Origin of the sequence: Streptomyces sp. NBC_00433 (assembly GCA_036015235.1) — a bacterium.
GTDB lineage: Bacteria > Actinomycetota > Actinomycetes > Streptomycetales > Streptomycetaceae > Actinacidiphila.
The window spans coordinates 3728000-3752021 of record CP107926.1; the positions used below are offsets into that span (position 1 = coordinate 3728000).

General features: G+C 73.0%; 21 protein-coding genes and 1 pseudogene. 13 read left to right on the plus strand and 9 right to left on the minus strand.

Features of this window, described 5'->3' with window-relative positions; all coding sequences use genetic code 11:
- Nucleotides 1-160: 160 nt before the first annotated feature.
- Both OG900_15420 and OG900_15425 read left to right on the plus strand, forming a co-directional pair.
- On the plus strand, nt 161-832 hold the full coding sequence (locus OG900_15420; GenBank protein WUH91358.1) for a TetR family transcriptional regulator: 672 nt from the start codon (nt 161-163) through the stop codon (nt 830-832).
- A 74-nt stretch (nt 833-906) separates the two neighbouring features.
- Nucleotides 907-2472, plus strand: coding sequence for an FAD-dependent monooxygenase (locus OG900_15425; protein ID WUH91359.1), 1566 nt, complete (start codon nt 907-909; stop codon nt 2470-2472).
- Nucleotides 2473-2490: 18 nt separating this feature from the next.
- Here the strand turns inward: OG900_15425 and OG900_15430 are convergent, their stop codons facing one another.
- Nucleotides 2491-4041, minus strand: a complete 1551-nt coding sequence (locus tag OG900_15430) for a HAMP domain-containing histidine kinase (GenBank protein ID WUH91360.1) — start codon at nt 4039-4041, stop codon at nt 2491-2493.
- 4 nt (nt 4042-4045) lie between these two features.
- Entirely contained in the window at nt 4046-4786 is a 741-nt protein-coding gene (locus OG900_15435; GenBank protein ID WUH91361.1) for a response regulator transcription factor, read from the minus strand.
- 170 nt (nt 4787-4956) lie between these two features.
- Between OG900_15435 and OG900_15440 the strand changes: the two genes are divergently transcribed.
- The 4 genes from OG900_15440 (at nt 4957) to OG900_15455 (ending at nt 9172) form a co-directional block, all read left to right on the plus strand.
- Nucleotides 4957-7164 (plus strand): MMPL family transporter, encoded by a 2208-nt coding sequence (locus OG900_15440; GenBank protein WUH91362.1) that lies wholly within the window; start codon nt 4957-4959, stop codon nt 7162-7164.
- A 189-nt stretch (nt 7165-7353) separates the two neighbouring features.
- A complete protein-coding gene (locus OG900_15445) occupies nt 7354-7788 on the plus strand; it encodes a hypothetical protein (protein ID WUH95774.1) in 435 nt (144 codons plus the stop codon).
- Nucleotides 7789-8352, plus strand: coding sequence for a DCC1-like thiol-disulfide oxidoreductase family protein (locus OG900_15450; GenBank protein ID WUH91363.1), 564 nt, complete (start codon nt 7789-7791; stop codon nt 8350-8352).
- A 10-nt stretch (nt 8353-8362) separates the two neighbouring features.
- Nucleotides 8363-9172 (plus strand): TetR family transcriptional regulator, encoded by an 810-nt coding sequence (locus OG900_15455; protein WUH91364.1) that lies wholly within the window; start codon nt 8363-8365, stop codon nt 9170-9172.
- 290 nt (nt 9173-9462) lie between these two features.
- Here OG900_15455 and OG900_15460 read toward each other — a convergent pair whose 3' ends face one another.
- Nucleotides 9463-9771 carry a hypothetical protein gene (locus OG900_15460; GenBank protein WUH91365.1) on the minus strand — a complete coding sequence of 103 codons (309 nt, stop codon included), beginning with the start codon at nt 9769-9771 and terminating at the stop codon, nt 9463-9465.
- Nucleotides 9772-10038: 267 nt separating this feature from the next.
- Here OG900_15460 and OG900_15465 point away from each other — a divergent pair, with 267 nt between their 5' ends.
- The gene (locus tag OG900_15465; protein ID WUH95775.1) at nt 10039-11283 is read left to right on the plus strand and encodes a D-alanyl-D-alanine carboxypeptidase; all 1245 of its coding nucleotides are present in this window, start codon (nt 10039-10041) and stop codon (nt 11281-11283) included.
- Between the two features lie 117 nt (nt 11284-11400).
- On the opposite strand, the gene OG900_15470 is transcribed toward OG900_15465, so the two are convergent.
- From OG900_15470 to OG900_15485, 4 genes and pseudogenes are all read right to left on the minus strand, one after another.
- The gene (locus OG900_15470) at nt 11401-12357 is read right to left on the minus strand and encodes a YihY/virulence factor BrkB family protein (GenBank protein WUH91366.1); all 957 of its coding nucleotides are present in this window, start codon (nt 12355-12357) and stop codon (nt 11401-11403) included.
- On the minus strand, nt 12345-12803 hold the full coding sequence (locus OG900_15475) for a GtrA family protein (GenBank protein ID WUH91367.1): 459 nt from the start codon (nt 12801-12803) through the stop codon (nt 12345-12347). The genes OG900_15470 and OG900_15475 overlap by 13 nt, the downstream gene beginning before the upstream one ends.
- A gap of 143 nt (nt 12804-12946) precedes the next feature.
- Nucleotides 12947-13855 (minus strand): decaprenyl-phosphate phosphoribosyltransferase, encoded by a 909-nt coding sequence (locus OG900_15480; protein WUH95776.1) that lies wholly within the window; start codon nt 13853-13855, stop codon nt 12947-12949.
- A gap of 349 nt (nt 13856-14204) precedes the next feature.
- Nucleotides 14205-14699, minus strand: a pseudogene (locus OG900_15485) (phosphatase PAP2 family protein).
- A 493-nt stretch (nt 14700-15192) separates the two neighbouring features.
- On the opposite strand from OG900_15485, the gene OG900_15490 reads away from it, so the two are divergent.
- Together OG900_15490 and OG900_15495 are read left to right on the plus strand one after the other, a co-directional pair.
- Nucleotides 15193-16575, plus strand: a complete 1383-nt coding sequence (locus OG900_15490; protein WUH91368.1) for an FAD-binding oxidoreductase — start codon at nt 15193-15195, stop codon at nt 16573-16575.
- Nucleotides 16576-16597: 22 nt separating this feature from the next.
- Nucleotides 16598-17353 carry a decaprenylphospho-beta-D-erythro-pentofuranosid-2-ulose 2-reductase gene (locus OG900_15495; GenBank protein WUH91369.1) on the plus strand — a complete coding sequence of 252 codons (756 nt, stop codon included), beginning with the start codon at nt 16598-16600 and terminating at the stop codon, nt 17351-17353.
- 194 nt (nt 17354-17547) lie between these two features.
- Here the strand turns inward: OG900_15495 and rocD are convergent, their stop codons facing one another.
- Nucleotides 17548-18732, minus strand: a complete 1185-nt coding sequence (rocD, locus tag OG900_15500; protein WUH95777.1) for an ornithine--oxo-acid transaminase — start codon at nt 18730-18732, stop codon at nt 17548-17550.
- A gap of 265 nt (nt 18733-18997) precedes the next feature.
- On the opposite strand from rocD, the gene trpS reads away from it, so the two are divergent.
- The 3 genes from trpS (at nt 18998) to OG900_15515 (ending at nt 21886) form a co-directional block, all read left to right on the plus strand.
- Nucleotides 18998-20011, plus strand: coding sequence for a tryptophan--tRNA ligase (gene trpS / locus OG900_15505; GenBank protein ID WUH91370.1), 1014 nt, complete (start codon nt 18998-19000; stop codon nt 20009-20011).
- Between the two features lie 109 nt (nt 20012-20120).
- Nucleotides 20121-20699, plus strand: a complete 579-nt coding sequence (locus tag OG900_15510) for a 2'-5' RNA ligase family protein (protein ID WUH91371.1) — start codon at nt 20121-20123, stop codon at nt 20697-20699.
- 356 nt (nt 20700-21055) lie between these two features.
- Nucleotides 21056-21886 carry a hypothetical protein gene (locus OG900_15515; protein WUH95778.1) on the plus strand — a complete coding sequence of 277 codons (831 nt, stop codon included), beginning with the start codon at nt 21056-21058 and terminating at the stop codon, nt 21884-21886.
- Here the strand turns inward: OG900_15515 and OG900_15520 are convergent.
- Entirely contained in the window at nt 21852-22334 is a 483-nt protein-coding gene (locus tag OG900_15520; GenBank protein WUH91372.1) for a carboxymuconolactone decarboxylase family protein, read from the minus strand. The genes OG900_15515 and OG900_15520 overlap by 35 nt on opposite strands.
- A gap of 49 nt (nt 22335-22383) precedes the next feature.
- Here OG900_15520 and OG900_15525 point away from each other — a divergent pair, with 49 nt between their 5' ends.
- Nucleotides 22384-23832, plus strand: coding sequence for a PLP-dependent aminotransferase family protein (locus tag OG900_15525; GenBank protein ID WUH91373.1), 1449 nt, complete (start codon nt 22384-22386; stop codon nt 23830-23832).
- Nucleotides 23833-24022 lie beyond the last annotated feature (190 nt).

Here is a 24022-nt window from a genome sequence, read left to right on the forward strand (position 1 = left end):
CGCGAGCGTAGAGCCGGCCACTGACAGTCGCCCGACGGGTCTCGCCGGAGCCGGCGGGACCCGGCCGTCCCGACGACGGCAGTCCGATGATCTTACCGATTCGGCAAAGTTATCCACAGGATCTTTTTTCCCGTCCGGCAAAACTGCTACGTTGGCAAGCATGAACACCACGGACGGCCCGGCGGGGGCGGCAGAGGCGACCGACGCCGCGGAGGGGCTTCGCGAGCGCAAGAAGCGGCAGACGCGCGCCGCGCTGAGCCACGCCACGATCGCGCTGGCCGTCGAGCGCGGCTGGGAGGAGGTGCGGACCGAGGACATCGCCGCGGCGGTGAATGTCTCGGAGCGCACCTTCCGCAACTACTTCTCCAGCAAGGCGGAAGCGGTCGCCGCCACCCACCTGGACCGGATGCTGCGGGTCGCGCGGGCGCTGGACGAGCGGCCCGCGCGCGAGCCGGTGTGGGAGTCGATAAGCGCCTGCATCCAGGCCGAGTTCGTCCCCGAGGGGAGCAAACCGGTCGACCCGGTGGCGGGCAGGCGGCACACCGACGCGATCTGGAAGCTGCTGTCGGACCCCGCCGTGCAGGGCGAAGTACTGCGGGCCGACCAGTCCGCCCAGGTGGCGCTGGCCGAGGCGATCGGCCCGCGCACGGGCACGGACCCGCGGACCGACCTCTATCCGAAGCTGGTCGCCGCCTGCGTCAGCGCCGCGATCGGCACGGCGATGAACCACTGGATGCGGGCCGATCCCCCGGTCCCGCTGGGCCCGCTGATAAGCGAGGCGCTCGAACAGCTGATGGCGGGCCTGCCCCTGCCCGCCACGACCGTGGACTGACCGCCCCACTGTCGAACCGCCGAACCGCCGAGCAAGAAGAGTCGTGCACGAAGAGTCGAGAGGAGTGCGTCCTGATGGCCGATGAAGGTGAAGTCGATGTCGACGTCGTGGTTGTCGGCGGGGGTCCCACCGGACTGATGCTGGCCGCCGAGGTGGGTCTGCTGGGCGTGCGCCCGGTCGTGCTGGAGAGCCTGCCGGAGTCTGCGGACCGCGAGCCCCGGGCGAACGGACTGGTCGGGCAGGTCGTCCCGGCGCTGGACCGGCGCGGGCTGTACGAGAGCCTCACCGGCAGCGCCGGCCCGCCGGTGCCCAACAGGGCCTACTTCACCTTCGCCGGGCTGCCGCTCGACCTGAGCGGGCTGCCGGACAGCCCGGTCTACACGGTGGCGGTCCCGCAGCAGCGGATCGTGCAGGTGCTGGCGGCGCGCGCGCTCGAGTCGGGCGCGGAAATACGCACCGGGCACCAGGTGACCGGCCTGACGCAGCGGGAGGACCGTGTCGAGCTGGAGGTGGCGGGACCGGCCGGGCCGTACCGCCTGACGGCCCGCTATGCGGTCGGCGCCGACGGGGCGCACAGCGCGGTGCGCAAGCTCTCCGGGATCGGCTTCCCCGGCGTCACCTACGACCGGTCGGTCTCCCGGCATGCGCATGTGAGCGTCCCCGCCGAGTGCGTGGGCCCTGACGGGCTGCGGGTGCCCGGGGTCGGTGCGGTCCCGCCGTTCCTGCCGCGGCGCACCGAGCGCGGGTCGTTCACCTGGGCGCCGCTGCCGGGCCGACCGCCGCTGCTGGCGACCGTCGAGTGGGAGCCGGTCGAGGGCGACGAGCCGATGAGCCTGGCCGAGATGGCGGCAAGCGTGGGGAGGGTGCTCGGGGGCGAGGTGCCGGTGGGGGCGCCCGAGGGTCCGGGACCGTTCGTGCTGCGCCGGCTGGCCGGGGGCAACACGCGGGTGGCCGAGCGGTTCAGCGAGGGCCGGGTCTTCCTGATCGGCGACGCGGCCCACGTCTACGCCTCAGGTGGCGGCCCGGGGCTGAATGTCGGGCTCCAGGACGCGATCAACCTCGGCTGGAAGCTGGCGGCGCAGCTCGCGGGCACCGCGCCCGAGGGACTGCTCGACAGCTACGGGACCGAGCGGACCGCGGCCGCCCGCCGCACCCTGGTCTCCGCCCAGGCGCAGGCCGCCCTGCTGGCACCGGGTGGGGATGTGGACGCGCTGCGGGCGGTGGTCGGCGAGCTGCTGACGGACCGGAAGGCGATCCAGCGGGTCGCCGACCTGATCGCCGGGTCCGACCTGCGCTACGACATAGCCGCCGACGGCCACCCCCTGGTCGGCACCCATGCCGAGGACCTGCCGCTGACGACCCCGACCGGTCCGGTGCGGCTGGCCGAGCTGACCCGCACCGGACGCCCGTTGCTGCTCGACCTCACAGGGGCGGCGACGGCGGCCAAGGCGGCGGCAGGCTGGTCCGCCCGGGTGGACGTGGTGGCGGCCCGCGCCGAGTCACCGGCCGAGCCCGGCTTCACGGCGGCGCTGATCCGCCCGGATTCGTATGTCGCCTGGGCGACGTCGGACCCGGTCCCGGGAGCGGAGGATCTGGCGGGGCTGCGGGCGGCGGGGGGACGGTGGTTCGGGGTGGAGTAGCGCGGGGCGCTCGGGCCTTCAGGGCTGGGGAGTCGACTCGAAGGCAGGCCCGTTCGGCGACGCGGCTGCCGGCTCCCGGGTCGGAGCCGCCGGGGGGAACGGTCTGCGGGCGCGCGGGAGGGTGATGCGGACGGTGAAGCCTTTGCCGGGTGCGGTGTCGAGGGTGACGGTGCCGCGGTGGGCCTGGACGACGGCCTGGACGATCGCCATGCCCAGGCCCGCCCCGCCGGTGTCGGGGGCGCGTTCGGGGTCGGCGCGGAAGAAGCGGTCGAAGGCGCGGGCGGCGTCCTGCGCGTCGAGCCCGGGTCCGGTGTCGGCGATCCGCAGCAGGACCACGGCCGGTTCGCCCTGGACCTCGATGACCAACTGCGCGTCCGGCGGGGTGTGGATGCGGACGTTGCTGAGCAGGTTGCCGATCACCTGCCGCAGTCCCGCCTCGTCGCCGAGGGCGTACGCGGTCCGGTTGTCGGCCGGCAGCAGCAGGGTCTGCGGGCGGCCGGGCTGCTGCGCGGCGAGGTCGGCGGCGGCGTCTTCCACGAGGGCGCACAGGTCGACCGGCTGGAAGTCCAGCGTGGGGCGCTCCTCCAGCCGGGCGAGCGCGAGGAGTTCGTCGACCAGGCGGCTCATCCGCATGGCCTCGGCGGAGACCCGGTGCAGGGCGCGGTCCTTGTCCTCGGCGTCGAGCATGCCCTTCTCGTACAGCTGGAGGTAGCCCTGGACGGAGGCCAGCGGGGTGCGCAGTTCGTGGGAGGCGTCGGCGAGGAAGTGACGCAGCTGGGCGGTGGCGCGTTCGCTCTCGGTCAGGGCGGTCTCTATCTGGTGGAGCATCGCGTTGAGCGCGGTGCTCAGCTCCCTGACCTCGCTCGACCCGTGCCGTGCGGTGGCGATCCGCCGCGACAGGTCGCCCTCGGCGATGGCGGAGGCGGTCTCGACCATGGTCTCCAGCGGGCTCAGCCGCCGCCTCGCGGAGGTCAGCGAGCCGATCGCCAGCAGGCCGAGCAGGCCGAGCCCGGCGGCGCACTCCCACACCAGCAGCTTGTGGATGGCGTGTTCGAGCCCGCTGTAGCGCATGCCCTGGACGACCATGCTGCCGTCGCTGAGCCGGGTGATGATCACCCGGTAGTCGGTGCCGTCGGCGCGGACGTTGACCGCCTTGCCGCTGCGGGCGAGCGCGGCAGGGTCGGGCAGGGCGCGGTTGAGGTCCTCGCGGATGCGGCTGTTGGCGCCGCTGGTGTTCTCGCACACCGAGGAGTTGCGGCCGTCGGAGTCCAGCACCACGAAGAGGTCCTGCTTGAAGGCCTTGGCGAAGGACAGCCCGCTGTCCTTGCCGCCCTGCAGGAAGTCGGCCAGCGTGCACAGCTGCTGGAGCCCGCGGGAGGTGACCGGCGCGCTGCTCACCGAGCGCTGCGATTCGCGCAGCGTGTTGTCTATCTCGCTGCCCAGCACCGTGTAGGTGGCCATCACGCTGAAGGCGGCGGTCGCCAGCAGCCCGAGGGCGACGAAGGCGACGTTGGCCAGGGTGAGGCGGGCGCGCAGGGTCTTCGGGCGGGGCAGCAGCCGGCTGGTCACGGGGTCACGCCTGTTCCACCGCCCGCAGCCCGTAGCCGACGCCGCGCCTGGTCTCGATCATCGGCGGCCCGAAGCGGTCGAGCTTGCGCCGCAGGTAGGAGATGTAGGTCTCGACGACCGTCGAGGACACCACGGTCTCGTACTGCCAGACGTGCTGGAGCAGCTGCTCCTTGGAGATGATCCGCCCGGCGTGCCGCAGCAGGTGCCGCAGCAGGTTGTATTCGGTGGGGGTCAGCTCGACGGGCTGGCCGGCCCGGCGCACCGAGTAGGTGGCCTCGTCCATCTCCAGGTCGCCGTGCCGCAGCACCCGTTCCGCGACGCGGGTGTCGCGCCGGGTGCGGCGCAGCACCGCGTGCACCCGGGCGACGACCTCGTCCACGCCGAAGGGCTTGGTGATGTAGTCGTCGCCGCCGAGTGCGAGCCCGGCGACCACGTCCCGCGGGGCGTCGCGTGCGGTGACGAATATCACGGCGAGGTCGGCGGTGCCGGGGTCTGCGGCCCGCTCGGCGGCGTGTTCGGCGCGCAGGGCGCGGCAGACCTCCCAGCCGTTCCCGTCGGGCAGCATCACGTCGAGCAGGACGAGGTCGGGCCGGTGCTCGCGGACCGCCGCGAGCGCCTCCCGCCTTGTGGCGGCGCAGTGGACCGTGAAGCCGTTGTAGCTGAGCGTGATGCGCAGGATGTCCGCGATTCCGGGTTCGTCCTCGACGACGAGCACCGTGGGAGCCGTGCCGACAACTGTCTCCATACGGTCCAGTATCCGGTTCGGGCAAGGCCCTTGGCGGACCCGAACCTTGGAGTTCCTTGAGAGAAGTCGTTTCGGCTTGGGTCCGGGCCGCACGACCGCTGAGTCTGGAGGGGGGCGAGTGGATCCAAGACATGATCATGTGTAAAAACAAGAGGGATAGGGGATAGATCGTGGCCGCTCTGGCGCGATGGTGCTTCCGGCACAAATGGCTGGTGATCCTGCTGTGGGTGGCGGCGCTGCTCGGTGCCGGCGCCGCGGGGAAGATCGCCGGCAACACGTATTCGAATGTGTTCTCGCTCCCCAACACCGAGTCGAGCAAGGTCATGGACCTGCTGGACAAGGCGGTGCACGAGCAGTCGGGCGAGTCCGACACCGTGGTGTGGCACGTCGACTCCGGCTCGGTGCGGGACGCGCCGGTCCAGCAGCGGATCACGTCGATGCTGGACAAGATCAAGCACCAGAAGGACGTCGGGCAGGTCGTCAGCGCCTACGACCCCGCGGGGTCCGCGCAGATCACCAAGGACGGCACCACGGCGTACGCGAAGGTGACGTACGACGTGCTCGGCTCCTCCCTGGAGAAGTCGCAGGTCCAGGAACTGGTCGACACCGCGCACGACGCGCGCGCCGACGGCATCAAGGTGGAGGTGGGCGGCGACATCATCAACACCGTCGAGCAGCCGCCGGCCGGGGTGAGCGAGTTCGTCGGCATCGGCGCGGCGGCCGTGGTGCTCTTCCTGGCGTTCGGCTCGCTGTTCGGCATGCTGACGCCGATCATCACCGCGCTGTTCGCCATCGGCATCTCCTCCGCGATGATCACCCTGCTCACGCACACCATGGACGTGCCGGACTTCGCCGGGCAGCTGGCGATGCTGGTCGGCCTGGGCGTGGGCATCGACTACGCGCTCTTCATCGTGACCAGACACCGCAAGGGCATCCTGAGCGGCAAGTCGCCCGAGGACGCCGCGGTCACCGCGCTGAACACCTCGGGCCGCGCGGTGCTCTTCGCCGGCGGCACGGTCTGTATCGCGCTGCTGGGCATGTTCACGGTCGGCCTGAGCTTCCTCTACGGCGTGGCGATCTCGGCCGTGATGACCGTGGTGGTCTCGGTGCTCGGCGCGGCCACGCTGCTGCCGGCGCTGCTCGGAGCCTTCGGGATGCGGGTGCTCAGCCGCCGCCAGCGGCGGAAGTTCGCCGCGAGCGGGCCGCACGTCGGCGACTCGGTCGGTCCCGCGATGCGCTGGTCGACCTTCGTGCAGCGGCACCCCAAGGCGTTGGCCTCGGTCGCGGTCGTGGTGATGGCGGTGCTGGCGATCCCGACGCTGTCGCTGCGGCTCGGCTCGTCCGACCAGGGCAACGACCCGACGTCCAGCACCACCCGCAAGGCGTACGACATCCTCGCGGACGGCTTCGGGCCGGGCTTCAACGGGCCGCTGACCATCCTGGCGGAGGTGCCGGGCGGCGCGAAGGACAAGGCGGCGCTGGACAGCCTGGTCACCACGCTGGGCCACACCAAGGGCATCGCCTACGCCGCCGCGCTGCCGATGCAGCCGGACAGCAAGGTGGCGCTGGTGAGCGCCGTGCCGACGACGTCGCCGCAGGACAAGGCCACCACCGACCTGATCAACCACCTGCGTGACGACGTGGTGCCGGCCGCCGAGCACGGCACCACGATGAAGGCCTACGTCGGCGGTCCGACCGCCATCTTCAAGGACTTCGCTTCGGTACTGGGCAGCAAGATGCCGATCTTCATCGGGGTGATCATCGCGCTGGGCTTCGTGCTGCTGCTGCTCGCCTTCCGCAGCCTGGTCGTCCCGCTGACCGCGGCGGTGATGAACATGGTCGCGGCGGCCGCGTCGTTCGGCGTGCTGGTGGCGACCTTCCAGTGGGCGTGGGGCGGCAGCGTGCTGGGCGCGAGCCGGCAGGGGCCGATCGACGCCTTCCTGCCGGTGATTATGCTGGCGCTGCTGTTCGGCCTGTCGATGGACTACCAGGTCTTCCTGGTCAGCCGGATGCACGAGGAGTGGGTCCACACCAAGGACAGCGCCCGTGCGGTGCGGGTCGGCCTGGCCGAGACCAGCCGGGTGATCAACTCGGCCGCGGTGATCATGATCTGCGTCTTCGGCGCCTTCGCACTCAGCGGCGTCCGGGTGCTCGGCATGTTCGGCATCGGGCTGGCGGGGGCGGTGGCACTGGACGCGTTCATCCTGCGGTCGGTGCTGGTGCCGTCGCTGATGCACCTGTTCGGCAAGGCGAACTGGTGGCTGCCGGCCTGGCTGGACAAGCGGCTGCCGCACATGGCGGTCGAGGCGGCCGAGGACGAGCCGGCGCCGCCGCAGGGCGGATCGCCGGACAGGGCGCTGGTGACGTCCGCCGACTGACGCACGACCCCGCGGGGGGCTCCCCCGCCGCTCACGGCCCGGCTCCGATCCCTCGGAGCCGGGCCGTTCCGTTTTCCCTTGCGCCGCCTGGGGCGACCCCAAGCTTGAACGTGTTCAAAAACAGCGCTATGGTCATCCCGTTCGAAGTTTTGAACACGTTCAAGGAATGTTTGAGGGGTGGAATTCGTCATGGACCTGACCGTCCTCACCTATGCCGTCTACCTGGTGATCAGCATCGGGCTGACCGTCTGGGTGGCCCGGACACTCAGCACCAACGGCAGGGTCTTCCTCGCCGACGTGCTGCACGGCGACGAGAAGCTCGCCGACGCCGTCAACCATCTGCTGGTCGTCGGCTTCTACCTGGTCAACCTGGGCTTCGTCGCCCTCTACCTCAAGTCGGCCGACACGGCGGACGACGCCCGCCAGGTCTTCGAGCAGCTCTCGATCAAGCTCGGAGTGGTGCTGCTGGTGCTCGGCGTGATGCACCTCGGCAATGTCTACGCCCTCAACAGGATCCGCCGCCGCGGCCTGCTGGAGCGCGAGCAGTTCCCCCCGGTGGACCCCGACGGGCACACCGGGACGGCGGACGGCGGCTGGGGCGGCCCGAAGCCCGCGGGGGCCTAGATGCCCGCCGAGCGGACCGCGGCCGCACCCGCCCGGCGGGTGCCGCTGCGCGGGCTGACCGTGCTGTACGACCCGGACTGCCGGGTCTGCGCCTTCGTCGGCAGGTGGCTGGCCGGGCAGCGCAAGCTGATCCCGGTCCGGCTGGTCCCGGTCGGCTCGGAGCGGGCCCGCCGGCTCTTCCCCGCCCTCGACCACGACGGCGCCACCCGCCGCGAGATCACCGCCGTCGGCGACGCGGGCCAGGTCTATGTCGGCGACACCGCCTGGGTGGTCTGCCTGTGGGCGCTCGCCGACCACCGCGCCCTCGCCCACGCCATGAGCACCCCGGCCGGCCGCCGACTGGCCAGGGCCGCGGTGCTGGGCGTCGCCAGATACCGCGACTCCGCCCACGGCGCCGGGCACCACACCGGCCCGCGCTCCTACCCGGGCGCCGACCGGATACCGGTCCGCGCAGCCCGCACGGCAGGCGGGCAGCCGCCCACCGCCTGGGTCTACGAGGGCGACGGCGGCTGGACCGCGCGCGGGCCCGGCGACTGCGCGGACGGGTGCCGACCACCCGGATAGGCTCACCGTGATGGAGGACAACAGCAGCGGTACGACGACCGGATCGGCCTCGGGCCCCGCCGCCGGCGCCGCGGAGGAACTGCCCGGCGGGCGGGCGCGGCCCAAGACCGGCAAGAGCGAGCAGACCAGGGCGCTGATCCTGGAGACCGCGATGCGGCTCTTCAGGGAGCGCGGCTACGACAAGACCACCATGCGGGCCATCGCCCAGGAGGCGGGCGTCTCGGTCGGGAACGCGTACTACTACTTCGAGTCCAAGGAGTTCCTGATCCAGGGCTTCTACGACCAGATGACGTACGCGCACGCGCTGGACGCCACGGCCCGCATGGCGGGCGAGCGGGACTTCGACGACCGGCTGCGTATCGCCCTGGAGTCCTGGCTGGACTGCGCGGCCGACTACCACGGATTCGCCGCGCAGTTCTTCCGCACGGCGGCCGACCCGGACAGCTCGCTCAGCCCGTTCTCCAACGAGTCGCACCCGGCGCGGGCCACCGCCGTCGACCTCTTCCGCGACGTCCTGGCCGGCTCCGACCTGGCCCCCAAGCTCGACGCCGAACTGGCCGATCTCCTCCCCGACCTGCTCTGGCTCCACCTGATGGTCGTCGTCCTCTACTGGGTCTTCGACCGCACCCCCGACACCGCCCGCACCCGCGAGTTCGTGCGCCGCTCCACCCCGCTGGTCGTGAAGTTGATCTCCCTGTCCCGCTACCGGGTCTTCCGCCCGATGGTCCGCGACGCCAAGGGCCTGATCCAGGACTTCATCCTGCCGACCATCGGCCGCACCGCCGTCACCCGCAGCCCGGCTCCACCACGGCGCAACTGACCCCGCCGCGGGATGTCGCCGGACCCCATCGGAAAGGCCCGGCGATGTCCCGCCCGACCCGTCTCCCCGAACCCCCCGGCAACCGCGTCGGCTGCGGCGGAGCCGTGGCCTCCACGTCGCCACCCGCCGGACCCTGCGCGCGGGCATACGCGTGGCCGCTCCGGTGGCGGGCATCCTCGTGCTGGTCAGCGGCGCGTGGTGGGGCGGGCTGAGTCACGACAACGCCCGGACCGGGTCGGCACGGATGCTGTGCGTCGTGGAGGACCCCGGCACCCCCTGCGACTCCGGTCTCACCTTCCTGCCGGTGTCGGGTCCTGCGGCCGCGGCTCGGTGACCGCGGGCTGCTGCCCGCCCCGCCGGGCGCGCAGCGCCCGCAGACCCCGGAGGCCGATCACGCCGATCGCCGTGCCGAAGACCGTCGAGACCACCGCCAGCGTCAGGTGGATCCAGAAATACGCTGTCGGAGACGAGTGGTCACCGTGCCGGAAGGCCAGACCACTCGTGTCCTTCCACAAATTCTTGACAAAGGTGACCCAGACGATCCACGACCACACCCCGAAGGCGGCGAGGAACCAGGACACCGGGCGACTGAGCTTCATACGTCCCATTATGAGCGGCATCGCGCCGCGACCGGAGGCCGGGGCAGGGTGCCGCCGCCATGAGGGGAGAGCCGGGGGCGACCCCTGGGGCGGGTGGGATCACCCGGGTGCGGGGTGACCCTGGGCAGGGGACGGACAGCTGAGCCCTGTACGTTCTTGCGGGTGCCCAAGCCTCAGACCGCGCCGGCCGCCCGTAGCGGCCTGCGCCACCGCATTCCGGCAGTCGCCGCGACCGCCGCGACCGCCGTGCTGCTCGGCGGCTCCGTCCTGGCCGGGACGGCCGCGGCCGCGCCCGGGCGCGGACCGAAGGTGCCGCAGCCGCCCGCGCAGATGTCGACGGTCGGCGGCGACCGGCTGGGGGTGCCGGGCACCCAGGTGGACCTGTCGGGCGGCGCCCCGGCGCTGCCGGCCAAGCTGACCGCCCGGTCGTGGCTGGTGGCGGACGCGGAGACCGGCGACATCCTCGCCGCGCACAACGCGCACTGGCAGCTCGCCCCCGCCAGCACCCTGAAGATGCTCTTCGCGGACGCCGTGCTGCCCAGATTCCCGTCGACCGAGCAGCATGTCGTCGCCGCGAACGACCTCAAGGGCATGGGCGACGGCAGCAGCCTGGTCGGGATACAGGAGAACCAGGGCTATTCCGTGCGCGACCTGTGGCTCGGGGTCTTCCTGCGCTCGGGCAACGACGCGGTCCATGTGCTCGCGGCCATGAACGGCGGCGTGCCCAAGACCGTCGCCGACATGAACGCCCTGGCCAAGGAGCTGCAGGCGAACGACACCAACGTCGTCACGCCGGACGGCTACGACGAGCCGGGGCAGCACAGCAGCGCGTACGACCTCACGCTCTTCGCCCGGCAGGGCCTGCAGAACGCGGACTTCCGCGCCTACTGCTCCACGGTCGTCGCGCAGTTCCCCGGCGACTACAAGAAGGACAAGAACGGCAAGCCGACGAAGGTCCGCGACTCCTTCCAGATCCAGAACACCGACCGCCTGCTCAGCGGTGACTACGACCTGAAGCGCTACCCGGGCATCGCGGGCGTCAAGAACGGCAACACGACCAACGCGGGCGCCACCTACACCGGTGTGGCCGAGCGGGGCGGCCGCAAGCTGCTGGTCACCGTGATGAACCCGGCGCCCGGTCACAACAACGTCTACCGCGAGGCCGGCGCGCTGCTGGACTGGGGCTTCAAGGCGGGCGCCACCGCGAAGCCGGTCGGCACCCTGGTGCCGCCGCTGAGCCAGGTGAAGGCGTCGGCGTCGGCCACCCCCCGGCCGACCTCCTCGGGGGGCAAGCGGATCGACGCGTCTGCGAGCACCTCGTCGTCCTCGTCGAACGGCCTGTGGACGGCCGCCGGCATCACGGCGGGCACCGCGCTGGTCCTGGCGGTCGTCATCGCCGTCATCCGCCGCCGGCGTCCGCTCCCGGGCACCGCCGCCGGCAGCGAGACCGGCGGACCCAGCGGGCCGAGCCGCCGCGCGGGCCGCGGAACGGGCCGCCGCCGGCGCCGCTGACCGCGTCACCAGCTCACGGCGTCACCAGCTCACGGCGTCACCAGCTCACGGCGTCACCAGCTCACGGCGTCACCAGCTCACGGCGTCACCAGCTCACGGCGTCACCAGGTCACGGCGTCATCGCGTCCAGCGGGTCGCGCCGCCCTCGGCGGGCTCGGGCTTGGCGGGCTCTGACGGCAGCGGGTCGGGGGCGTGGCGCGGTGTGGCGGTCCAGGCGGCGCAGTAGAGCAGCAGCTTGGCCATGAAGTTGAACCACAGCAGCAGGGCGACAGGCGTGCCGAAAGCGCCGTAGATGTTGCGGCCGGCGACCCGTTGGAGGTAGCTGGCCAGGGCGACCTTGAGGACTTCCAGGCCCACCGCGCCGATCAGCGCGGCGACGATCACCGGCTGGCGCGGCGGGTCGACGCCCGGCATCAGGGTGAGCAGGTAGAGCAGGATCAGGAAGTCCGCGACGACGGCGAGGACATAGCCGACGACGACCAGCAGGACACGCCCGGCGCTGTGCTCGGACAGGCCGATGTGGTCGGCGGTCCAGTTGACGGCCGCTGTGGCGAAGCCGGACGCGCCGAGCGAGACGAGCACGGCGACACCGAGGCCGAACAGGATGCCGGCGTCGGTGAGTTTGCCCAGTACCACGTTCTGGCCGGTCTTGTCCTTGCGCCACACCGCCCGCAGGCAGTCCCGCAGCGAGCTGACCCAGCCGATGCCGGTGAAGAGCAGCACACCGGACGCGATCAGGCCGACGGTGCCGGCGTTGGCGACCAGGCCGGTGATGTCTATCTGGTCGGCGATGCCGGGGATCTGCTCGGTCAGCTTGTGCTCCAGGCGGTCGAGCTGGCTCTGCGACAACAGGGCGGCGCCCACCGCCGCGGCGACCGTGATCAGCGGGAAGAGCGCCAGGAAGCTCGTGAAGGTCATGGCGGCGGCCAACCGCGTCCAGTGCACGTCCAGAAGGTGCGCGAAGGCCCGCCAGGCGTGGGTCAGCATCAGCCGGTCGACGCGGTGCTTGAGGTGCTTGTCGTACCACGGCCCGAGCCGTGGACCGATCCACGGGATTCGGGTCAGCCAGTCCATGGAGGTCGGCTACCCTCCGCGGGCCCTCGCACGCCCCTCCTGCTCCGGGTGGCGGTACGGAAGACCAGGGTGCGGGTGCCCCAGAAGCGCAGGGCGGTGGCCAGCACCATGCCGACGCCCGCGCCGGAGACGATGTCCGCGCGGGGGCTGGTGAGGCCCAGGACGTAGTGCGACCCGGCCAGGCACAGCAGTTGGACGCCGGCGCCGGCGGCGTTGACGGCGAGGAAGACGCCGTAGCGGCGGGCCCGGCCCGCGGTGGGGGCGCGGCGGCGGTAGGTGCCGAGCGCGTTGCCGAGGTAGGCGACGGTGCAGCCCGCCACGAAGGACAGCGACTTGGCGGTGAGCGGCCCCAGACCGGTGTGGCCGCGCAGCCAGACGAAGAGGGCGAGGTCGGCGGCGAAGGCGGCGGACCCGGCGAGGGCGAAGCCGGCGATCTCGGGCAGCATGCGGCGCAGCCGGGCGGGCCGGCGGTCGCGGCCGGGCGGACCTGGCGGGCCCGACGTGCTCGACGATGTACGCCGGGATGCCCGCCGCGGTACGAGGCGCGGCGGGCGCCGCAAGGTGCGTCGGGGTGACTCGGTGCGTCCGCTCATCTGTTGACCGCGGCGAGCACGTAGAGCGCGCCCCAGGCCAGGCCGATCACCACGAGGGCGCGGTCGCGCAGCAGGACGTCCTCGGGGGCGCCGGCCGAGCCGGCGTCGGCGAAGACCGCGTAGCGCAGCACCGACAGGATGAACGGGATCATCGAGAGCTGGCGCCACGGCAGCAGCCCGGAGGCCTTACCGCCGGTCTCCATCGCCCACAGGCAGTAGGCCAGCACACCCACGCCCGCCGCCAGTTGCCACACGAAGCGCAGGTAGCCCGAGGTGTATTCGCCGAGCAGCGCGCGCGTGGCGCCGACATCGCCGCCCTCGCCCGAGACCAGCACCAGTTCCGAGTAGCGCTTGGCCGCCACCATGAACAGCGCGCAGAAGCCGGAGGTGATGAGGAACCAGCGGGACAGGCCGATGCCGAGGGCGACCCCGCCGGCCATCGCGCGCATCAGGAAGCCGGTGGTGACGATCACCAGGTCGACCACCAGCATGTGCTTGAGCCACACGCAGTAGGCGAGCTGCATGACCACATAGCCGGCCAGCAGGCCCGCGGTGTCGGCGTTGCAGGTCAGCGCGGCGGTGACGGGCGCGGCCACCGCGAGCACCCCGCCCGCGGCATAGGCCGCGCCGACGGGCACCTGTCCGCAGGCCACCGGACGCCGCCGCTTGACCGGGTGGGCCCGGTCGGCGTCGGCGTCCCGGGCGTCGTTGATCAGGTAGACGGCCGACGCGCACGCGGTGAAGAGCACCAGCACGACGCCGAGCTGGACGGAGTCGCGCAGCGACAGCAGCCGCCCCGCGGCGAAGGGCGCGGCGAGCACCAGCCCGTTCTTGACCCACTGCCGCGGCCGCGCGGTCCGTACCAGGCCCCCGGTCAGTCCCCGCGGGGGCTTCTCCCCCGCCACGGCCCCGCCCGCCGCGGCGGACCCGGCGGACTCCTCGACCAGCACGGCTGAGGGTTCACCCACGGGACCCACCGCCCGCGGCCGCGGCGGCGGACGGCACGAGGGGCGCGGCAGCGGCGGCGGCCACCGACCGGAGGCCCGCGCCGGGCGTCGTGCCGGCTGCCCGCAGGACGCGTGCCACGGCGGACCGCGCGCCCGAGCCGGGCAGCACATGCGCGGCGACCGCGGCGACGGACCGGGCGCCCGAGCCGGTGACGGCGAACCGGGCGGCGGCCGCGGCTCCCGGCAGGACGTGCCAGGCGGTTCCCGGGGGTCCCCCGGCGCCCAGCGTCCAGTTGCGGCCCGCCCGAGCCGCGGCGGCTCCGAGCAGGGCGCCGCAGGCGACGTCGCTCGGGTAGTGGACCCCGGCGACGAGCCGGGAGACGCATATGGCGGCCGCCAGGACGGGCACGGTGGCCGCGCCGGGGAGCAGCGCGCCGAAGGCGACGACGGCGGCGGCCGAGGACGCGGCATGGGAGGAGGGGAAGCTGTGCCGCCCGGCGGTCCGCACGAGGGGCGCGGCCCCGGCGATACGCGGACGGGGGCGCCTCACCAGCCGCTTGACCCCCATGCTCGCCACATGCGCGGCGGCGACGACGGCGGTGGCACGTACCCAGGCGTGGCGCCGCTCGCTGTCGCCGAGTGCGCCCGCGGCCCCCGCGGCGACCCACACGGCACCGTGCTCGCCGGTCAGCCCGAGCACCCGGACGGCGTTGGCGATCCGCGGGTCGCTGCCACAGTCCCGCAGGAGCCCGACCACCCGCAGGTCGAGGCGGGCGGCAGGCGTGACGCGGGCCTTGGGCAGGGCGGCGTCGAAGGGTGTGCGGGGGGCCGGGCGCCTCGGTCCGTTCGGCCCGGCGTCGCGGGGCGGGCGTCCCCCGTCGGGGCCCGGCGCGGCTGCCAGGTCCCGGGAGGGGCCGGGCGGGCCGGACGGGAGCGGGGTGGTGGGCCGGGATATCGAGGTGCCGCGCTGTGCGGCGGAGTCGGATCGGCGCATCTGCGGTTTTCTCCCTCCGCGTGTGGTCCGCGGCATGTCCGCGGGGCGGGTCCCGCGGCGGTGGCCGCGTGTCCCGGTCCCGCGGGTGCGGCCGCGGGTCGTCCGCGGAGCTCTTCCGCGGTGCGCACGCCGGGCGTGCGCGCACCGTCCGCACGCGGGGTGCGAGGTGCCGCACCGCGATGCGTCCAGCCCCGGGTTATTACCGTGCGGGCCACCCGCTCACGCAGCGACACTCACCCTTTACGGTGAGAAACGCCGCATAACCCCCTTTTGGTATCTTCCGGGCGATACGGTCAGCGATATGCCCGTACCCTTCGCCGCCGACTCCCCCACCGAGACCACGTCCGTCACCGGTTGGGGCCGTACCGCGCCCAGCTCCGCGCAGGTGCTGCGCCCCGGGTCGTACGAGGAGGCGGTGCGTGCCGTGCGCGAGTGCGGCGGGCGCGGGACGATCGCCCGCGGGCTCGGGCGGGCGTACGGGGACGCGGCGCAGAATGCCGGGGGCGCGGTCCTGGACATGACGGGTCTGGACCGCATCCATGAGATCGACGCGGTCAACGGCCTGGTGGTGTGCGACGCGGGGGTGTCGCTGCACCGCCTGATGCAGGTGCTGCTGCCGCTCGGCTGGTTCGTCCCCGTCTCCCCCGGCACCCGCTATGTGACCGTCGGCGGCGCGATCGGCGCCGACATCCACGGCAAGAACCACCACACCTCCGGCTCCTTCAGCCGCCATGTCCGCGCCATCGAGCTGCTCACCGGCGACGGCGAGACCCGGCTGGTCACCCCGGAGGACGAGCCCGACCTCTTCTGGGCGACGGCCGGCGGCATGGGCCTGACCGGTGTCGTGCTGGCCGCCACCATCGAGCTGCTGCCGGTGGAGACGTCACTGATGACGGTGGACACCGAGCGGGCCACCGACCTGGACGACCTGATGGCCAGGCTCACCGCGGACGACCACCGCTACCGCTACTCGGTCGCCTGGATCGACCTGCTCGCGCGCGGCGCGAAGACCGGCCGCGCGGTGCTGACCCGCGGCGACCACGCCCCGCTCGACGCGCTGCCGCCCCGCCTGCGCGCCGAACCGCTGGCCTTCAGGACCGGTGCCCGCCTCCCCGCGGCCCCCCGCTTCCTGCCCGAGGGCCTGCTCACCCGCCGCAGCGTCGGCCTCTTCAACGAGTTCTGGTATCGCAAGGCGCCGCGCGAGCAGCGCGGCAGGCTGCAGAAGCTGTCGTCGTTCTTCCACCCGCTGGACGGCCTGCCGGAGTGGAACCGGATCTACGGCCGCGGCGGCTTCGTGCAGTACCAGTTCGTCGTCGGACACGGCGAGGAGGACGCGCTGCGCCGTATCGTGCGCCGCATCGGCTCCCGCCGCTGCCCGTCCTTCCTGGCGGTGCTCAAGCGCTTCGGCGACGCCGACCCCGGCTGGCTGTCCTTCCCGGTCCCCGGCTGGACCCTGGCCCTGGACATCCCGGCCACCCTCCCGGGCCTGGCCGCCTTCCTCGACGAGCTGGACGACGAGGTGGCGGCCGCCGGCGGCCGCGTCTACCTGGCCAAGGACGCCCGGCTGCGCCCCGACGTGCTCGCCAGGATGTATCCGCGCCTCGACGCCTTCCGCGAGCTGCGCACCCGCTACGACCCGCGCGGCGCCATCACCTCCGACCTCGCCCGCCGGCTGGGCGTATGACCCCGACTTCCGTGGAGAGCCCATGAAGGACGCCTTCGGCGCGCCGCAGTCCCTGCTGATCCTCGGCGGCACCTCCGAGATCGGCCTCGCGACCGCCCGCCGCCTGATCACCCGCAGGACGCGCACGGTCTTCCTGGCCGGCCGCCCCTGCGAGCGGCTGGAGGCCGCCGCCGAGTCGCTGCGTGCGATCGGCGCGCTCGTCACGACCGTCCCCTTCGACGCGCTCGACACCGCCTCGCACGAGACCGTCCTCGGCAAGGTCTTCGCCGAGGACGACATCGACATGGTGCTGCTCGCCTTCGGTGTGCTGGGCGACCAGGCCCGCGACGAGCAGGACCCGCCGGCCGCCGTCCACGTCGCCCAGGTCAACTACACCGGCGCCGTCTCCGCCGCCCTGGTCAGCGCGGCCGCCCTGCAGACCCAGGGCCACGGCTCCCTGGTCGTCCTCTCCTCGGTCGCCGCCGAGCGCCCCCGCCGCGCCAACTTCATCTACGGCAGCAGCAAAGCGGGCCTCGACGCCTTCTGCCAGGGCCTGTCCGACGCCATGCACGGCTCGGGTGTGCATGTGATGACGGTCAGGCCCGGCTTCGTCCACACCCGCATGACCGAGGGCCGCCCCGCCACCCCGCTGTCCAGCACCCCGGGCGAGGTCGCCACCGCCATCGAGCTGGGCCTGCGCCGCCGCAGCACCACGATCTGGGTCCCCGGCACGCTCCGCCTGGTGATGGCGGCCATCCGCCACCTCCCCCGCCCCGTCTTCCGCCGTCTCCCCGTCTGAGCGCCCACCCGCACCGAAGCCGTCCCGGCGAGCGGGCCGGTGGGTGCCACTTGCTGTGGCGTCGCTTTCCTTCCCGCCTCGTCGACCAGCCACCCACACGGCGCAACTGTGGAGTCCGTAACAGCACCGCGCAGGGAGTGGCGGGGAACTGTGCGCTCAGCCGCAGCGAACCGCACCTGTCGAGTCCGTGACCCCTAGGGGACGAGAACCGCTCGGAGCTGGGTCAAGGACCAGTCCAGATCGTCCTTGGAGATCACCAGCGGCGGCGCCAGCCGAATCGTCGCGGTGTGCGTGTCCTTGGCGAGGACGCCCCTGCCGAGGAGCGCCTCGGAGACGCCGCGGCCGGTCCCGCGGGCCGGCGGGATGTCGAGGCCCGCCCACAGGCCCCTGCCCCGCACCGCGGTCAGCGCGCCGGCGCCGAGCAGCGCGCCCAGCTCCCGGTGGAGGTGGTCGCCGAGGTCCGCGGCCCGCTGCTGGTATTCGCCGGTCCGCAGCATGGCGACGACTTCGAGCCCGACCGCGCAGGCCAGCGGATTCCCACCGAAGGTGGACCCGTGCTCGCCGGGCCGGAAGACGCCGAGGACGTCGCGCGAGGAGACGACAGCCGAGACCGGCACGACCCCGCCGCCGAGCGCCTTGCCGAGGACGTACATGTCGGGCACGACGTCCTCGTGCTCGCACGCGAACGTGCGCCCGGTGCGGCCGAGGCCGGACTGGATCTCGTCGGCGACGAAGAGCACGCCGCGCTCCGCGGTGAGCCGCCGCACCCCGGCGAGGTAGCCGGGCGGCGGCACGAGGACGCCGGCCTCGCCCTGGATCGGCTCCAGCAGGACGGCGACGGTGTCGTCGTCGACGGCGGCGGCGAGCGCGTCGAGGTCGCCGTAGGGGACGATCTCGAAGCCAGGCGTGTAGGGCCCGAAGCCGGCCCGCGCCTCCGGATCGGTGGAGAAGCTGATGATCGTCGTCGTACGCCCGTGGAAGTTGCCGTCGGCGACGATGATCTTCGCCCGGCCCTCGGGCACGCCCTTGACCTGGTAGCCCCACTTGCGCGCCGTCTTGACGGCGGTCTCCACCGCCTCGGCCCCGGTGTTCATGGGCAGCACCATCTCCATGCCGCACAGCTCGGCCAGCTCCGCGCAGAACTGCGCGAACCGGTCGTGGTGGAAGGCGCGGGAGGTGAGGGTGACGCGGTCGAGCTGCGCCTTGGCCGCGGCGATGAGCCGCGGGTGGGCGTGGCCGAAATTCAGCGCCGAGTAGCCGGCGAGCATGTCGACGTAGCGGCGGCCCTCGACGTCGGTCACCCAGGCGCCCTCCGCCTCGGCGATGACCACGGGCAGCGGGTGGTAGTTGTGCGCGCTGTGCGCCTCCGCGGCGGCGATCTGCCGCTCGGTGGAGGAGGCGGTACCCGCGGCGGGAAAGCCGGAAGTGCTGGTGCTCACGTGCGTACTCCGTTCGTCGTGCGTCAGGAGCCAGGCCCATGCCTGGGAGCGGGGCGGGGTGTGCCCCTGGGGCCGTGCTGCCCCATTTCTATCGTCGCTCAGCGGTGATGGCGTGAAACCTTACGGCGAAAACGTCCTCCCGTCGCAGATCCGCCCGTTTCGATCAGGGGTGTGGGACCGTGCGCCGACCTGAGAGAATGGGGGCATGGCCCTCGAACGTCCCCGCGCCCTCTCGGGCATCCAGCCCACCGCCGGCTCCTTCCACCTGGGGAATTACCTCGGTGCGATCCGGCAGTATGTGGCGCTCCAGGAGTCGCACGACGCGTTCTACATGGTCGTGGACCTGCATGCGATCACTGTCCCGCAGGACCCGGCGGAGCTGCGCGCCAACACGCGGCTCGCGGCCGCCCAGCTGCTGGCCGCGGGGCTGGACCCGGACCGCTGCACCCTGTTCATCCAGAGCCATGTGCCCGAGCACGCGCAGCTCGGCTGGGTGATGAACTGCATCACGGGCTTCGGCGAGGCCTCCCGGATGACGCAGTTCAAGGACAAGTCCGCCAAGCAGGGCGCCGACCGCGCCACGGTCGGCCTGTTCACGTACCCGATCCTGCAGGTCGCCGACATCCTGCTCTACCAGGCCGACAGCGTCCCGGTCGGCGAGGACCAGCGCCAGCACATCGAGCTGACCCGCGACCTGGCCGAGCGTTTCAACGGCCGCTACGGACAGACGTTCACCATTCCGGCGCCGCACATTGTGCGCGAGGTCGCGAAAATCTACGACCTCCAGGACCCGACCGCGAAGATGAGCAAGTCGGCGGCGTCCCCGAAGGGCCTGGTCAACCTGCTGGACGACCCGAAGGTCTCGGCGAAGAAATTCCGGAGCGCGGTCACCGACACCGACACGGTCATCCGGTATGACGAAACGGAAAAGCCGGGCGTCAGCAATCTGCTCACTATTCACTCCGCCCTCACCGGTACCGGAATTCCGGAACTGGAACAGCAGTACGAGGGCAAGGGCTACGGTGCGCTCAAGACCGACCTCGCGGACATCTTCGTGGAGTGGGTCACACCGTTCCACGAGCGTACGAGGGAGTATCTGGGGGACCCGGAGACCCTGGACTCCGTCCTCGCCAAGGGCGCCGAGAAGGCCAGGGCCGTCGCGGCCGAGACGCTGGCGGCGGCGTACGAGCGGATGGGCCTGGTGCCGGCCAAGCACTGAGCGCCCTTGCGCGAGCGGCGGTGACAACGGGGATACGGGGTACGCACGACGCTGACGACGGCGACGACCTGTGCCGTCGGCACCGACCTGGGGGAAAGGGGTGAACGCCTTGGAGACCACCACGACGATCGGCGTGTCCATCGCGGTCCCGGAGCCGTACGGACGGCTCCTCCAGGACCGGCGCGCGGGCTTCGGCGATCCGGCCGCGTACGCCATCCCCACGCACGTCACCTTGCTGCCCCCCACCGACGTCGGCGTCGCCGACCTGCCCGCCTTCCGCCGCCACCTGGCCCAGGTCGCGGCGGACAGCCACCCCTTCCCGATGCGCCTGCGCGGCACCGACACCTTCCGGCCGCTCTCCCCGGTGGTCTACGTCCGCCTCGCCGAGGGCGCCAACGTCTGCGACGGCCTTCAGGAACTGGTCAGGTCCGGCCCCGTCGAGCGGGACCTGCAATTCCCGTACCACCCGCACGTCACCGTCGCCCACGGCATCCCCGAGGCCGCGATGGATCGCGCGCAGCGCGAGCTCGCCGACTTCTCCGCGGATTGGCTGGCCGCCGGCTTCGCCCTCTACGAGCAGGGCGGTGACGGGGTGTGGCGCAAGATGCGTGACTACCCTTTCGCAGCGGAGGTCCCTTCGGTCCCGCACCAGTCCGTCCCGGCCCCGCGTGAGGCGACGCGCCTCTGAACAGCCCCCGCGGGGTGCTGTTACGGACTCCACGGTGCCGCTGCGTGGGGGCTTGTCGCGCAGTTCTCCCCCAGGGCTTCGCGTGGGGGTACCCCCACGCGCCCCTGAGGTAGCAGCCTCCTCCTGTGCCATGCGTTCGCCCCTGGGTGAGCGTTTTTTAGGGGCGCGGGGAACTGCGCGACCAGCCGCAGCGGACCGCAACTGTGAACGCGACAGGACGAGGCTGCCACCTCAGGGGCGCGGCCAGCCACGACGGCGGCCGCGGGCAAGCAATGCACCGTAAGGGGGCAGGGGCGCATGCAAGCGCAACGGCGACCCCCGCGGGGGAGCCGTAAGGTCGGGGGGTGATCGTTGGGATGGTGGCGGGGCTGGGGGCGGCGGGGTGCTTCGGGGTGGCCTCCGTGCTGCAAGCACGTGGCGCACGCGCGGCGCAGCCGGGAAGCGGGTCAGGCGTGGACACCCGGCTGCTCGCGCGGGCACTGGCCCAGCGCGAGTACATCGCCGGCCTCGCACTCGACGGCATCGGCTTCGCCCTGGAACTGGTGGCCTTGCTGACGCTGCCGATCTACGCGGTCGGCGCCGCGCTCGCCGCGAGCCTCGCGGTGACCGCGGTCGCCGCGTCCCGGCTGCTGGGGGTGACGCTGCAAGGGGCCGAGTGGGGCGCCGTGGGGGCGGTCTGCGGCGGTCTGGCGCTGCTCGGACTGGCCGCGGGCGGTGAGGGCGACGGCCATGGCGGTCCGGCCCTGCGGTGGGGCACGCTGGCCGCGGCGGGCGCGGTGCTGCTGGTGGGAGCCGCGGGTGGGCGCCTGCCGGGGCGGGCGCGAGCCGCCGTGCTGGGGTTGGGCGCCGGGCTCGGCTTCGGGGTGGTCGAGGTGGCGGTACGGCTCGTGGACGGCGTGACCGGCCCGGCGCTCTACGCCCTGCTGCTCGGCGGCGGCGCCGCCTTCCTGTTGCTGACCTCGGCCCTGAGCCAGGGCTCGGTCACCACGGCGACCGCGGGAATGGTCATCGGGGAGACGGTCGGCCCGGCCCTGGTGGGCGTCCTGGCGCTGGACGACCGCACCCGGGCGGGCTGGGCGCCGGCCGCGGTGGCGGGCTTCGGGCTGGCCGTGGCGGGCGCCCTGGTGCTGGCCCGCTTCGGTGAGGGCGGCACTACGACCGCGTCGCCGGCGACATCCGGCACGTGACGCCGATGCGGTTCCAGGCGTTCATCGCCACGCCCATCGCGATGAGCCGCGGCATCTCGTCCTCGTCGAAGAGCTTCGCGGCCTCGTCGTAGACGTCGTCGGGCACGCCGTGGGTGCCCAGGTGGGTCATCGCCTCGGCAAGGGCGAGGGCGGCGCGTTCGCGTGCGGTGAAGAAGGGCGTCTCGCGCCACACGGTCAGGCCGTACAGCTTCTGCTCGGACACGCCGACCTTGCGCGCGTCGGCGCTGTGCTTGTCGACGCAGAAGGCGCAGCCGTTGATTTGCGAGATCCGGACCCTGACGAGTTCGCGTACCACCGGGTCAAGGCCCAGGGCCGCGGCCTTGTCGAGGGCGAACATCGCCTGGTAGAAGTCCGGCGCCTTGTCCATCAGGTCGATCCGTCGTACCGGTGCGGGAACGGCTGCGTCAGCCGGGGGAATCGTGGTCATGCAGCCACCGTATGCGCGAAGTGGCACCGCCTCGTGGTCCACTTGGGGCATGAACGAGTGGGCCATTCCGCAGCGCGGCAGCGGTAGCCACGACCTGCTGCTGGACCTGACAGGGCAGCGTACGCGGGCGGGCCTTGAGGAGGCGCTGCGCGCGGCCGTACGCGACGGGCGGCTCGCGCCGGGCACCCGGCTGCCGTCCAGCCGCGTCCTGGCGCACGATCTGGGCCTGGCCCGCAACACCGTCGCCGACGCCTACGGCCAGCTCGTCGCCGAGGGCTGGCTGACCGCCAGGCAGGGCTCGGGCACGACGGTCGCGGCGCGGCCCGCACTGCCGCCGGCGAGCCGCCCCGCCCGGCGCCCCGCGGAGCCGCCGCGCGATGCGCCGACCGACCTCGTACCGCGCACCAGCGGGCTGCCGTACGTCCTGTGGCCCGGCTCGCCCGACCTGGCGTCCTTCCCCCGCACCGCCTGGCTGCGGGCCGCCCGCCGCGCGCTGACCGCGGCGCCCAACGAGGCATTCGGCTACACCGACCCGCGCGGCCGCCCCGAGCTGCGCACCGCGCTGGCCGACTACCTCGCCCGGGTCCGCGGGGTCCGCACCGACCCCGAGCACCTGGTCATCTGCACCGGCTACACCCAGGCGGTCGGCCTGATCGGCCGCGCCCTCCACGCCCGCGGTGCCCGGCGGGCCGCCGTCGAGGCGGTCGGCCTGCCCGACACCCCGACGCTGCTGCGGGCCGCGGGGCTGGAGCCCGTGCCGCTCCCCGTCGACGCGGACGGCGCCCGGGTCGGGGACCTCGACCCCGGGATCCCCGCGGTGCTGCTCACACCCGCGCACCAGTTCCCGCTGGGGGTGTGCCTGTCCCCCGCACGCCGCACGGCCGTCGTCGCCTGGGCCAGGTCCACCGGCGGCATCGTCGTCGAGGACGACTACGACGGTGAGTTCCGCTACGACCGGCAACCGGTCGCCGCGCTCCAGGCGCTGGCCCCGGACCACGTCGTCTACGCGGGCACCGCGAGCAAGAGCCTCGCGCCGGGCCTGCGGCTGGCCTGGTTGGCGGTGCCGCCGCACCTGCTGGAGGCGGTGGTGCGGGAGAAGCGGCTGGCCGATCACCAGTCCGGGGTGATCGACCAGTTGACGCTCGCGGAGTTCATCCGGGCCGGAGCGTACGACCGGCATGTGCGGCGCATGCGGATGCGCTACCGCGCCCGGCGGGACCGGGTGGTGGAGGTTCTGGCGCTGCGCGCGCCGGGTGTCCGGGTGTCCGGCATCGCGGCCGGCCTGCACGCGGTGCTCGACCTCCCGCCCGAGGGTGCGCCGCTCGACGCGGTGCTCGCCCGCGCCCACCGTCTGGGCCTCGCCGTCCCCGCACTCACCGCCTTCGGCTCCGCCCCTTCCCACCCGCCCGCCCTTGTCGTGGGCTACGCCACACCCCCGGACCACGCCTTCCCGACGGCGCTCACCCTCCTGTGCCAGTCGCTCGCCACGCGGGCCTGACCCCCCACCGGCGTGGGGCCGGCCTATCGCGGTGTCCCCCCGCGCCCCGGGTTGCTGCCCCTTGCGGTGCGTCGCTTGCCCGCGGCCGCGTGGTGGTTGCGCGCGCCCCTGGGTGGGTGCCACGTCCTGTTGCGTTCACAGTTGCGGTCCGTCTCGGCTGGTCGCGGGTGGGGACGTAGCAGCACCCCGC